Origin of the sequence: Aeoliella mucimassa (assembly GCF_007748035.1) — a bacterium.
GTDB classification, from domain to species: Bacteria; Planctomycetota; Planctomycetia; order Pirellulales; family Lacipirellulaceae; genus Aeoliella; species Aeoliella mucimassa.
Genome location: NZ_CP036278.1, coordinates 4,899,287 through 4,912,116 on the forward strand (window position 1 = coordinate 4,899,287; position 12,830 = coordinate 4,912,116).

Sequence of the window (12,830 nt, forward strand, 5' to 3'; positions counted from 1 at the left end):
TATGCGGAAAAGGCTAGAACCCCAACTTAAACGCTTGGCTTTTGCTTCTGACGAGCTCAACGACTACATGAGGAAGCTCGCAGTCGGTGTGTGTCACTTCGGAACACCGAAGAATGGAATGTTTGTTCGCGACTTCTCACTGCGCGATCCGCAAGCATTCCAAGCGCTATTGAGTTGGTGTCCCCTGGCTGTGGTGAGCTTTGTTGCTTCGGAACAAATAGGCTTGCTGAAACCGATTCTCGATTCGGACATCCCTGTCGTGAATGCCAGTCGCTCCCAGCCAAGCGAGAAGATGGCAGTGGTTTTGGGCGACGCGGAAGAGTTCTACACTTCGGTTACCCGAATATTCCACGACAACCACATTGACCATATCTGCCAGGTAGCGATGGGCGAAGTCCGGGGCCCCTTCAGCACTCAGCACCGATACAAGCAATTTGCGCTGAAGCACAACCTTCCCTACAAAAGCTACTGGCTCAAGGAGCCCGATTCGCTCAAAGACCTGCACCTCATGGAAACGGTCGACCCGGAGTTCGCCGACTGGCTCAAGCGAGTCCGTAAACCAGTGGGGCTGTTTTCGCAGAATCATATGACCGGCTGCTACATCGCCCGGGCGTGCGAATTGCTCGGTATCCAAGTGCCGGAAGAAGTGCAGATCGTCGGTTGCGACGGATTCGAAGTGTCTACCTCCACTCGGCCCACGGTCACTAGCCTGCGTGCACGCGGCGAGAAGGTTGGCGCACGGGCAGCCGAAATGGCACTCGAAATGGCTGAGAACAACACGGTGTACAACGAGGTGGTGTTAGTTGGTGGGTTCATTACCATTCAGCGAGGTTCCACTGGCTCGGAGCAATCGGACGAGTGCAATGTCGACGAGGCCTTGCGGTTTATCCATACTCACGCCTGCAATCCGGTCACCGTGCAGGACGTGATCGATCACACGCAAAAGGTCTCGCGGGTGACGTTCCACAAGCATTTCGTCGCCAGCACCGGCAAAACGCCCGCAAAAGCCATCCTCGAGCGGCGGATGGAGGAAGCCCGCTGGCTGCTCACCCAAACCGACATCTCGCCGGGTGTGATCGCGGGCCTGTGCGGGTACGACGATTACGTTCACTTCTATCGCGTGTTCCGCAAAGCGCAAGGCGTGTCGCCGAGCGATTACCGCAAACTGTCGTCGTAGCATGGCAGATTGGCGATAACTCTCAGGCTGCTGGATTGCGTCGCCAGGTTTACAAATATACCTACTGCGATTTGCCGCCCTGGGTTATGGTAATAGTTCCCCTGTTCGGCCGATGGGCCAACAACGATCTCTTTCAGGAACAGCACCATGGCACCACGGATTCGACGTACGCTTGGCGTCGGTTCTCGCGATTTGAGACTCGAACCACTCGAAGAGCGCCAAATGCTCTCGATCGCCCCCGATGATGCGGCCGCTGCGATGGCCATCGGCATGGGCGACTACGACTTGAATGGAGTGGTCGAGATAGCAGACCTCGAGGTCTGGAAAGCTCAGTATGGCAATGTTGCCAATAACGAGCTACTGGCGGCCGACGGAAACTTCGATGGCGTCGTGAATCTGGGCGACTACACTATCGCCCGCGACCATCTGGGGGCCACGGTGCCAGAAGTGGCCGCGCTAGTGTCGCCCGCCACTGCGGCCGCGGCTCGCAACGAGCTGCTCAACGGGGTGTCGAATATCGCAGTGGTCGGCGCGCCTGGCACGATCGCCGTGTTCGATCCTCCGGACGCCTCGGCCGGAGAGGGGGCGTTCTCCGTGATGCACGATGGCGACTATCGCGCGATGGTCGCGGCCGCCTACTGGGACTCGGGCAAGATTGTCGCGTTCAGCCACAACGGTTACGTCAGCAACATGGGGCAGGTCGGCGATCAACTCGACACCGGCACGCTGTTCGAAAACAGTATTGCCTGGAGTTCCGGCATCGCGGGTAAGAATCAGGTAATCGTCACCGCGACCACCGCCACCCGCAACTGGTTGCAGTCGCAGGGCTACACCAACGTGACGCAGTCGAACAATTGGGAACAGCTGCTCGCTGGAGCCGACGTGCTGATTGCCGAGCTTGGCCGATCGGTATCGTCCGCCAAGATGGCCGCGGTCGAAGACTTCGTTACCAGCGGCGGGGGACTCATCACCGGCGGCACTGGCTGGGGATACCAATCCCTCGGTAGCGACATCGTCGAACTCGACGGCAACCAGGTGCTTCGCAAAGCGGGACTTGCCTGGAGCACTGGCTTCCGCAACGGTACGACTGATGCCGATAACCTACCTACAGAACTAAGCAACGCCACGCAGGCGCTCGAGTTTGTCGAAGCCTACTGGCAAGGGGCATCGGCAACCACCGCGCAGAAAGACGAAGCGGGTATGGCGTTGCAGCTGGCGCTCGATGTGCTGCCAGAGGATCATCCGCTGGCGATCGCCATTACCGAAGCGTTTGCCTCGCGGCTCTCCACCGTGCAAGCTACGCCGAGTTCGCCAGTGAGCGACTCGCTCGACCAAGCGGTGCTACTTTACGAGGCCAACCTGCTGCAGAACACTCCGCCCGATGAAGTGGTGGCTCATCCCACGGCCGAAATACTCTATGGCGAGATTCCCGACGATGCTCCCCGTGTGACCGATACGGTGACCATCGATACCAGCACCACCCGCTGGCAAGCGACTGGACTCTACGCGGCTCCTGGCGACTTGGTGACCATCACGGTTCCTCAGGCACTCGTCGGCCAAGGCTTTACGATCCGCGTAAACGCCCACACCGATAACATTGCGCAGCGTTCGAGCTGGGAGCGGTTGCCGGTGGTGCATCGTTCGTTCGCGATCGACTCCACAACCATCGAGGTGGCCAATGCGTTTGGTGGCTCGATCTTCATCGACCTCGGCGGCAACGCTTACTCAACACCGGTGAACCTCGGCGAGCTGGAGATCACCATCGAGGGAGCGATTCGCCAACCTTACTTCGTGCTTGGCGAAACCACCGACGAAGAGTGGATCAACACGCTTCGCGATCAGCCCGCCCCGTACGCGGTGTTTGTGGCCGACGACATCATGCTGGTGCAGCGATCGAGTGAGAGCGCCGCGCTCACTAGTCCCACCGAGCTCATGCAATGGTGGCAGCAGGTCATCGTCGATCAGGACGCCTTGGCCGGCCGACTCGATCCACGGACCGGGCGCGAGATCATTAATGTCGATGTCCAAATCTCGGCCGGTGCAGCGCACTCGGGCTTCCCGATTCAGGCATACGACGTTTACTGGGGCAACCTGGCTGATTGGAACGATTTGCAAGCCAATGGCTCGTGGGGCGACTTCCACGAACTCGGGCACAACCATCAGCGAGGTTGGTGGACCTTTGATGGCGATGGCGAAGTGTCAGTCAACATCTTCTCGAACTACAATCTCGAAACACTGGCCAACAATCCTTCGGGCGGCTGGTCGTGGTCGGCCGATCCGGTGCAGGTGCTGCAGCATGCAGTTAGCGACGTAAGCGGCGGCGGAGGCTACTCCAGCAAGTCGGACCGCTGGTCGTTCTGGTTCCAACTAGCCGATGGATTTGGCTGGGAAACCTACGCGGCAGTGTTCACTGGCTACGAGCAGGACAACGCGACGAACCCCAGCTTGCTTCCGACGACCAATCAGCAAGAAAAGGATCAATGGTTGGTCCGTTGGTCGAACGAGGTGGGCTACGACATGACCGAGTTCATGGTCGATACCTGGGGACTCGAAGTCAGCCAGTCGGCTATGAACGCCGTATCGCACCTGCCCGACTGGATGCCACTCGCTACGACGCTCGATACCTCGTGGGACCTGACCACCGGCGAAAGCATTGAGTTCTCGCCGGGGAACCAAGGGCTACAAATGAGCGGGCAGGCGACGTTCGTCGGTGTCTCGCAGCCGGAGCATGGCACGCTTACCGACAACGGCAACGGTACCTACACCTACGAGCCGGCTACTGGGTTTGGTAGCGACACGCTGACGGTCTCCTATCAATCCGACGCAGGCAACGTGCAAGCGTTTACGGTGTCGATCACGATCGCCACCCCTGGCGATTTGAACGGCGACCATCTGCTCGATATGGACGACGTGCAGCTGTTCGTCGATGGCTGGCGGAGCGATACCACCGGGCTGAGCGATGCGGAGAAGTTGATGCATGGCGACCTGAACCTCAACGGAACCACCGACTTTGCCGACTGGGCATTGCTGCGACAAGCGTGGAACGACTACTACAACGCCGAGCCACCGTCGTTGGCCGCGTTGCTCGCCGGGCCACAAACTGCCACGGCTAGCGACTCGGCTTCGTCCGTCGGGCCGGGCGAGGTTTCGGTCGAAGCCGACAACGCGGGCGATTCATCGGCACCACTGGCAGTAGCCAACATCGACAATAGCAACGCACCATCCGGCAGCTCGCTCCGCAACTTCGATGCACGACCAAGACAGTCGGCAACTGGCTCCGCAGCTACCCCCGCTCCGTTGCTGGAACCGATCCAGCAGACCGCCCGCTCGCAAGCAACGTTTGCATCGACACGCGTACAAGCAGAACAGCGAGCGACCGGAGCAACGAGCCTCGACCGCGCGTTCGGCGACCTCCTACCAGGCGAACTCGATACCGCGGTCAGCAGCCTGGCAGAGACGCTGCGAACCCTGCGGCGATGAGCCCCGCGAGGCACACACCGCTGCCCGGTCGAGCCAGCTTGTAAACGCCCCCGCGTAAGGGAAAACACAATCTCTCCCGCAAAGCCTAAGCACCTCCCCGGCCCTGAGAGGCCGACCCTCCGCTCGCGGAGGGTGAAAACAAGATCTTCGCCCAGGGGGGCAAGCAAGCGGTCGGGGAGGGATTCGAACCCCCGGTACTCTTTCGAGCACGCCGGTTTTCAAGACCGGTGCAATCAACCAGACTCTGCCACCCGACCGTGATGACATTGGCGATAGACACGCCATTGTAGCTTGAAAGTTCGCTTCTCGGAAACCTCCACTTCCATGGTTCCATATGGCCTGAGAATAGCGATAATAACGGAATCACCGCTGCTTCTCTTCCCGGGTTTCGAGGTCTCTCATGGTTAAGTGCCGATTGCTGGAGAATGGTTCGCGTCGATTTTCCCCCACGATTCGCGGGACGGTGCTGCTAGCAATGGTCTGTATTGCCGGTCGATACGCTGGGGCCGACGAGCCGACCTCGTTTCACATGCCGGATTACGGGGGGATGACTCCGCCGCCGGCCCGGTCGATGGACGATGTCGACGCGGCCCTGAAGGGGGAGGACCCCACGCCGAAGTCGGACGAGGTGCTCAAGGTGCTGCTGGTCGCTGGCCCGAAGGATCATAACCTCGGCGAACACGACTACCCTGCCTGGCTCAAGGTGTGGAGCAAGCTACTGGCCAAGGCCCCACGTACCGAGGTGGCAACCGCCTGGCTGTTCCCAACCCCCGAGGAAGCCGATGCGGCCGACGTGATCGTGTTCTACCAAAAGGGAGACTGGAACGACGCCCGCGCGGAACTCATCGATCGGTTCCTCGCCCACGGCGGGGGACTCGTCTACATCCACTGGGCCGTGAATGGCAACGAGCAGCCGGAGCAGTTTGCCAAGCGGATCGGGCTGGCCTCAAAGGCCGGGGCGGTCGGCTACCGGCACGGCGAGCTGAATATCGACTTTACCCCGGCCAGCGATCATCCCGTCGCCCGCAACTTTGCCGGCGTCGAGTGGCGCGACGAAACCTACTGGCGACTCCGCGGCGATGCTACGCAAATCGACCTGCTCGGTACCAGTCGCGAAGAGGGGGAAGACACCCCGCAGTTCTGGACCTACCAGCCAGGCAAAGGCCGAGTGTTTGTGTCGATTCCAGGGCACTACATGTGGACGTTCGACGACCCAATGTTCCGCCTGCTGCTGATGCGCGGCATCGCCTGGAGCGGCGGCCACAACGTCGACCGCTTTAACGACCTGATTCTGCTCGATGCGAGGGTTGAGTAACGCGCGGTCGTGTAGGACTCCCCTACCCTGCCCTACTCTTTGACCAACTCTTTCGCGCCGCCGATCACCTTCTCCCAGTCGAAGGCCGGGCCGGGATCGGTCTTGTTTTTCTGGATGTGGTAGTGCCCGAGCACGCCTTGGAAGTCTTGCCAGTCTTCCTTCGGCAACACCCGCGGAATCAACTGGCCTTCTTCGTCGCGGGGATAGTTGAGCTTGATCTTGGGGAACACGCGCGACAACGTTGCGGTGAGCTTGATGAGCGAGTCGTACTGGGCTTCGGTGAAGTCGTACTGATAGAGCTTGGTGCCTTGGATGGTGCCTTCGACGATTTTTGGGCGGGCGAGAGGATTATTCAAGCTGGGATCGCTGGTATGCTCGAGCAACTTGAGCTGGGCGATGCCATCGTCGCCGACCTGATACCACTTTTTCAGCGGTTCGGCATCGGCCGAGCGATAAGCACCGATGTGGGCGATTTCGACCCCGATCGATCGCGTGTTCGAAATCGTCGCGTGCCAGGCCCGCTCCTTCAGGTCGAGGGTCTGGTAGATGGTGCCATCGACGTCGACCATGAAGTGCACGCTCAACCCGCGATGGTCGTGCAGCACGTTGAAGCAAGTTTCGCTGCGGCCGCACACGTCGTAGTGCATCACGAACTGGTCGACCACTTTCTGCAGCAGCGGCAGATCCCATCCCCCGCCGCGGACTTGTTCGAGTTCGTCAGGCGTGAGCGGCTCCTTGCGAATGCCATAGCGGTTGGGCGAGTCGAGCTTGGCCTCGGCCAGCGTGGTATCCCAATCTGATTTCTCGAACGGAACGAACCGCCGCTCAATGCGATACGCATCGTACCCGCCTGGATCCATCCAAAGCTTTACCGGCGCTGTGGTATGAAACAACTGCCCACAGACGACGATCTCGTCGCCCTGGCGTTCGATCTGCTCGCCCACTTGCTGGGCATGCAGCGTTGTGGTCGCGAGTACGAAGCATGCAAAACTTGAAGAAAGCAAGGCACGAAGGAAACTCATGAAAACTCTCATAGCGGAGGGGGGATTTTCGGAGGTAGCGATGCTCAGCACCGAGCCCGCCATTATAACCACCCGACGCCGGCAAAACCTATCGTCGCCAACCCGCAAAATGGGCCATTTCGCGAGCGGAAGCTACTTACTTGATCATTTCGCGAGTGCCCGGCAGGATGCCGAACCACCCAAGCAAGATCGTTCCGCAGATCTGAGTCGCCAGGACCGGCATCCGATACTGATCGAAGAAAGCCACCGAGGCATTAAACCCGGCCTGTGCGGCTAACTCGGGAGAGTCGACGTTTGCCCCCGCCATGGCACCGACGAAACCACCAATAATGGCATTCGACACAAACCATATCACGAGGAACCACAGGCATCCCAGTCCGATCCGCACCAGCAAATGTCGCCGACGTGGTGGCCGCACACTGGCAGTTTCTGGCGACTGATAAGCATTTTCTCCGTTCATCCTGATTGTCTCCTAGTGATATCCATCATAGCGAAGCAACACATTACGCATTCAGTTGCTTTGTCCTTTTCGCCTTAAGCCCGAGTCCTGCTGGGAATCGACAGAACGATCGTTACAGCGGATCGGCTTTTACGTACAGCTCAGGCGGGGCCTTATCGTAGTAGTGGAACATGGCCGGGCAGATCCATCCTTCCATCGGAGGATCGTCCAACCGGTAGAAATTGCCTTCCATATCGCCGCGGAGCCAGGTGAGTTTCTTCTGGTAGTCGGGAAACGGCTTGGCCGAAAACGTGAGGCGAAACCCTTTGTTTGCATCGGGGATGTCGGCCACGAGCGCGTCGATCATCTCCGGCACACCAGCAACGAAAGGTTCGCGAACCAGGCCCGCGCGACTATCGTCGAACACCCAAGTCCCGTTGTAGCGGTAAGGGGCGATCACCATGATCGCATTCTGAGGTATCCGCCGGTTGCCTGTGGGCAACAACTCGAACCACCAACCGGCAATGGTGCCGATGACCAACACAATGGTGATGGCTCCTACCACACGCTTAAGCTGAAACTTCGAGTCGGCCATGCTGGTTACCCTGGTCACACGCGAAAGAAAAGTCGGCAGCTACTGACGACGAGATTCGTGTTCGCGCTAGTCGAACATTTCGTAGTTCTCAATCGACTCCGGCTGCAGTGCATACGGCCCGCCTGGGCGGTCCATTTGCCATTTTAGTTCTCTGGCCCGTTGGGTGCCAATGACCTGCAGAAGGTGATGCGTGCGATGCAGCTTGCGGCTCGAGAGCGTAGGCTGCTTGGTGGAACGACTCGACTTCTCGTTGGCAGGCTCCTGGTTTGCCCGTTGTAGCGATTCGCCGATCCAGGCGGTCGCCTGATCGCCTGTTGCCACCAAATCCCACAATGCTTCATTGCCCTGCACTGGGTCTTGGCTACCGAGCTGGGTCCACAGCTTGGAGAGCTGCTCCTCGGTCAGGGTCGGTCGGTTGTCGACTCGGATGTCGAGATTCGTGATCGCCCAGCTGTTGTTGCTGTTCTCGCCGGGTGCTTCGTCGTTACGATCGCTAAATTGGCCCGACCAATACATGGCGAACTCGTCGCTCGTGTGCGGCACGACGACGCGGACCGGATAAACCGTTGACCCCAGCCGGCTCCCCATGATGCTTCGCTCGAATCCCAAACTGAACGACTCGGACGATCCGGTTCGCGATTCGTAGGGACCGAGTGGGAAGTTGTCGGGGTACGACTGCTGGTGGGTGCCGATGGGGTCGCAATTGTTAAAGGTGGTATGAATGAGCTGCGGACCACCGACGACGCCCATGTTCCAGAAATCGGGACCATAGGTCGTATTGCTACCATCCCACGAGCCAATGACGATCAGGTCGAATCGAATCTCGATCAGCTGGTGCTTGGGGAGTTCTCGCAGTACGAGCGCAACGTATTCGGCTCCGAACTCTCCGATAAAGTGGCGTTTGCCATTCGGAGTGGTCCCGAAGCGATGGTGCGACAGTTGCACCTGAGGGTATTGCTTGAACTGATCGGCGATGGCGTCCAGACTGCCGGTCTTGGCAGTAATCGCCTGCTCTTCGGATAACCCTTGTGCTCTGGCATCGTTGCTAGCAACCGAGCTCCCAACCAACAGAACTGCCAATGCAATCAACCAGTACGACTTCATCGTTCCCCTCCTGAAAACTCGTTGAATAGTGCTACTTTTAGCGGGTAGCTTTCGCATTGCCCGTCTGCGAGCGGTTCAGTATATCACACCAGTCGCAGGGGGTGTTAGCAAACATTGCAGTCGTTACCTACGCCCCCCTCTTTGGGTGCCGTTTCATGCAAATTGTGTTAAAAGCAGTGTGGGCTGACTTTACGCTCGTAGAGCGTGACCTACGATTTTATATGCCCAAGCTACAAATTATTCCCCTGCCCGACCCCTACGACCCGACGCGCACGCGGCATTTGATCTGCTGCGATCACGTGGAAGAGGGTACCAAGTTCGTGATGGCGAATCTCGCCACGCGTGAGGCAGCGAGGAAGTGGATTGAGCAACGATTGCCACGAGTGGTTCCGTCGCCGGTGCCGCAGTTCTTGCGTCGGGCGAACGAGCTGGAACCGGTCGAACTAGAAGCGACCGCTGCTTGCTAAGAAATTGCGCCGCGTTTACTTCGCGCGCAGCGTCACTCGTGTCTTGTACTCACCAAGCGTCTCCGCCCCCTGCTTGGCGTAGAGTTCTACGACGTACTCCATCGGTAAGTCATCGGTCGCGTAGCAGGGATCCACAATGCGGGCGACGAGCTTGCCATCGTCGGCGTCAGCTAGCGGAAACTCAGCCGGTAGTGTGTGCGAACGCTCGCTGTAAGGTCCGCGTACCGCCCCGACGACGACCATGCCATCGCCGAGCGGTGGATCGATCACCGGCGTAAGCTCCAGCACGGCCAACGTTTGATCAGCAGTGCGACTCGCGATGTGAACTCCGTTAATCAATGGCTTCTTCCTCGCGACGCGCTTCTTCGATGGAGCGAGCTTGCCGCTCCAAGGCAACTGCCAGCACCCGCCCGGTAGCCGATTCGGGACACTTGGCAACCTGCTCGGGGGTACCATGGGCCACCACGCGGCCCCCGTCGCCGGCGGCCCCGGGACCGATATCAATGATGTAATCGGCTGCCTGCAGCAGCGGTACGTTGTGCTCCACCACTAGCACCGAGTGCCCGACATCAATCAGCGCGTCGAAGCAGTCGACCAACTGCACCACATCTGAGAAATGCAGCCCAGTAGAGGGCTCGTCGAGGATGAACAGCGTGCGTCCACGGCGTTTGGCCGACAGGTAACTAGCGAGCTTGAGCCGCTGGGCTTCGCCGCCCGACAGGGTGTTGGCTGGTTGGCCGAGTCGAACGTAGTGCAGCCCGACGTCGAGCAGGCACTTGAGTTTCGATTGCAGTTTGTTGTGCCCGCGGAAGAAGCGGAATGCATCGACGACGGTCATGTCGAGCACTTCGTCGATCGGCACCCCGCGGTAGGCAACATCCAGCACTTCGGGCTTGTAACGTCGACCTTGGCAATCGCCGCAGGTCATGTAGACGTCGGCCAGGAACTGCATATCGACTTCAATCTGCCCTGCTCCCTGACAGCGTTCGCACCGCCCACCTTCGACATTGAAGCTAAAGTGACTTGCAGTGAGACCCTTGAGCGAAGCCTCGGGCTGCTCGGCAAACAAGGCACGAATCGGATCGAACGCTTTGACGTAGGTTACTGGATTGGAACGGGGCGAGCGAGCGACCGGCGACTGATCGACGAGCACCACGTCCTCTAACTGACCGCTCCCCAACAGGTCGTCGCACGGAAGCGGCGGGTGATCCGACTTGCCGCTCGCTTTGTAGAGTCGCTCGGCGAGAGCCGGATAGAGCGTTTGTTGCACCAACGTACTCTTGCCAGCCCCGCTGACGCCAGTCACTGCGGCGAACACGCCCAGCGGGAAGTCGACTGTGATGTTCTGTAAGTTGTTACCGCTGGCACCGATGAGGGTGAGCATGCCCGCTTCGGCAGGGCGGCGATTCTCGGAGTCCCCCAGCAACCGGCGGCCAGCCAGCCAGTCGCCGGTCGGGCTCGACTCGGCAGTCGGCAGTTCGGAAGGAGGCCCCTGGAACACCACCTCGCCCCCCTCGGTACCTGCAAGCGGGCCGAACTCCACCACCTGGTCCGCGCCGGTGATCAGGGTTTCGTCGTGTTCCACCACCAGCACTGTGTTGCCTCGATCGCGAAGCTTGCGAATCGAATCAAGCAACCGCAACGAGTCACTGCGATGCAGTCCGCCGGTCGGTTCGTCGAGCACGTAAAGCATGTCGACCAGCGCCGAACCGAGCGTGGTGGTCATGGCGACGCGCTGAGCTTCGCCGGTGCTGAGCGTGCGGAGCGGACGATTAAGCGTGAGGTAGTCGACTCCCACTTCGGCCAGATAGCCCAACCTTGGCAGAATGTCGGCCAATAGCGGCTTGGCGATCGCTCGGCGAGTTTCGTCGAGTTCGAGCGACTCGAGCCAGGCGAGGGCTTCGCGGATTTCCATACCGTACAGCTCGGCCAGATTTCGGCCATCGACTTTCACGGCCAGGGCTTCGGGGCGGAGACGCGCGCCGCCGCAGGTGGGACAATCGCGGTACGAACGCCAGCGGCTCAGGAACACCCGCAGGTGCATCTTGTACTTCCGTTTCTCTAGCCAGCGAAAGAATCCGGCAAGCCCGCCGAAATCGCGTTCCGGCACCCCTTCGGCGACGATTCGCTTTTCCTCCTCGGTCAGCTCCGAGTAAGGCACATCGATCCGCAGCTTGTAATCGTCGGCCAACGCGAGCAGCTCTTGCAACTCGTGAGCGTAGGCCGGGGTGTTCCACGGGGCGACCGCTCCCTCCTTGAGGGTCTTCGATTCGTCGGGCACTACTTTGCCCATATCGATTTCCGACACGCTGCCGAAGCCTTCGCACTCGGTGCACGCACCCAGCGGGCTGTTGAAATCGAGCAGACGAGGCTCAGGCCGCACCGCATCGCGATCGCAGGCCGCGCAGTGCAGGTCGGTCTTGTAGTCGCGACGGTGCCAACGCCGACCATCAATGTCGGTGGTACCGTCGTCGGCTTGCCAGAGAATGACGCAACTGCCGTGACCTTGATCCAAGGCCGACTCAATCGACTCCTGCGCTCGCCCTTCGCCAAGATTCCCCGTAGAGAGTCGGTCGACAATCACCAGCACTTCGTCAGCGGCCGCGAGTTGCTGCGGATCGATGTCGTCCACCGTGGTGGTGGTGCCATTCACGATCACACGCAGGAACCCTGCTTGCCGCAGGTCGTCGATCATCAGACTGGCGTCGTCAATTTCGACCGAAGCCAGTACGTACGCGACCATGAGCCGCAGGCCTTCAGGCAGGTCGGCCACCTTCAGTGCGATCGACTCGGGTGAGTGTTCCTCGACCCGCCGACCGCATTCGGTGCAATACACCTTGCCGATCCGAGCAAATAACAATCGCAGGTAGTCGGCCACCTCGGTGGTGGTTGCGACCGTGGTACGGTTCGACCGGCTTTGGTTCTGCTGCGTTACCGCGATGGTCGGCGGCACGCCTTCGATCTGGTCGACGTCGGGCTTGTCGAGCTGTTCGAGAAACTGTCGGGTATAGGCCGAGAAGCTCTCGATGTACCGCCGCTGCCCTTCGGCGTGGAGCGTATCGATCGCCATACTGGTCTTCCCGCTACCAGAAACGCCGCAAAAAACGGTGAGCTGCCCGCGGGCGACGTCGAGGTCGACCTCACGCAGATTGTGGGTGCGTGCTCCGCGAACAATGATGGGGGCCGTAGGCTTCATACAATTGGCGTAGGGACCGACTAGCAAAACGGTTT

The 12,830-nt window shown here is 59.8% G+C and carries 10 protein-coding genes and 1 tRNA gene; 4 read left to right on the forward strand and 7 right to left on the reverse strand.

Going from position 1 to position 12,830, the window contains the following annotated elements:
* The first annotated feature begins 118 nt into the window (after window positions 1-118).
* On the forward strand, window positions 119-1,177 hold the full coding sequence (locus Pan181_RS19185; RefSeq protein ID WP_197528516.1) for a helix-turn-helix domain-containing protein: 1,059 nt from the start codon (window positions 119-121) through the stop codon (window positions 1,175-1,177).
* A 147-nt stretch (window positions 1,178-1,324) separates the two neighbouring features.
* Window positions 1,325-4,657, forward strand: coding sequence for a M60 family metallopeptidase (locus tag Pan181_RS19190; protein ID WP_145249169.1), 3,333 nt, complete (start codon window positions 1,325-1,327; stop codon window positions 4,655-4,657).
* Window positions 4,658-4,825: 168 nt separating this feature from the next.
* Here Pan181_RS19190 and Pan181_RS19195 read toward each other — a convergent pair.
* A tRNA-Ser gene (locus tag Pan181_RS19195) sits at window positions 4,826-4,914 on the reverse strand.
* A gap of 143 nt (window positions 4,915-5,057) precedes the next feature.
* On the opposite strand from Pan181_RS19195, the gene Pan181_RS19200 reads away from it, so the two are divergent.
* A complete protein-coding gene (locus tag Pan181_RS19200) occupies window positions 5,058-5,972 on the forward strand; it encodes a ThuA domain-containing protein (RefSeq protein WP_145249171.1) in 915 nt (304 codons plus the stop codon).
* A gap of 32 nt (window positions 5,973-6,004) precedes the next feature.
* Here Pan181_RS19200 and Pan181_RS19205 read toward each other — a convergent pair whose 3' ends face one another.
* The 4 genes from Pan181_RS19205 to Pan181_RS19220 all read right to left on the reverse strand — a co-directional run bounded on the left by Pan181_RS19205 (window position 6,005) and on the right by Pan181_RS19220 (window position 9,132).
* A complete protein-coding gene (locus Pan181_RS19205; protein ID WP_197528517.1) occupies window positions 6,005-6,994 on the reverse strand; it encodes an N-acetylmuramoyl-L-alanine amidase in 990 nt (329 codons plus the stop codon).
* Between the two features lie 136 nt (window positions 6,995-7,130).
* Window positions 7,131-7,454, reverse strand: a complete 324-nt coding sequence (locus tag Pan181_RS19210) for a hypothetical protein (protein WP_145249175.1) — start codon at window positions 7,452-7,454, stop codon at window positions 7,131-7,133.
* A 112-nt stretch (window positions 7,455-7,566) separates the two neighbouring features.
* Window positions 7,567-8,028 carry a DUF6717 family protein gene (locus Pan181_RS19215; RefSeq protein WP_197528518.1) on the reverse strand — a complete coding sequence of 154 codons (462 nt, stop codon included), beginning with the start codon at window positions 8,026-8,028 and terminating at the stop codon, window positions 7,567-7,569.
* 66 nt (window positions 8,029-8,094) lie between these two features.
* The gene (locus Pan181_RS19220) at window positions 8,095-9,132 is read right to left on the reverse strand and encodes a hypothetical protein (RefSeq protein WP_145249177.1); all 1,038 of its coding nucleotides are present in this window, start codon (window positions 9,130-9,132) and stop codon (window positions 8,095-8,097) included.
* A gap of 221 nt (window positions 9,133-9,353) precedes the next feature.
* Here Pan181_RS19220 and Pan181_RS19225 point away from each other — a divergent pair, with 221 nt between their 5' ends.
* Window positions 9,354-9,599 (forward strand): hypothetical protein, encoded by a 246-nt coding sequence (locus Pan181_RS19225; RefSeq protein WP_145249178.1) that lies wholly within the window; start codon window positions 9,354-9,356, stop codon window positions 9,597-9,599.
* A gap of 15 nt (window positions 9,600-9,614) precedes the next feature.
* On the opposite strand, the gene Pan181_RS19230 is transcribed toward Pan181_RS19225, so the two are convergent.
* Both Pan181_RS19230 and uvrA read right to left on the reverse strand, forming a co-directional pair.
* Window positions 9,615-9,938, reverse strand: a complete 324-nt coding sequence (locus Pan181_RS19230) for a hypothetical protein (protein WP_145249180.1) — start codon at window positions 9,936-9,938, stop codon at window positions 9,615-9,617.
* Window positions 9,931-12,795, reverse strand: coding sequence for an excinuclease ABC subunit UvrA (uvrA, locus tag Pan181_RS19235; protein WP_145249182.1), 2,865 nt, complete (start codon window positions 12,793-12,795; stop codon window positions 9,931-9,933). Before uvrA ends, Pan181_RS19230 begins: the two co-directional genes overlap by 8 nt.
* Window positions 12,796-12,830: the final 35 nt, after the last annotated feature.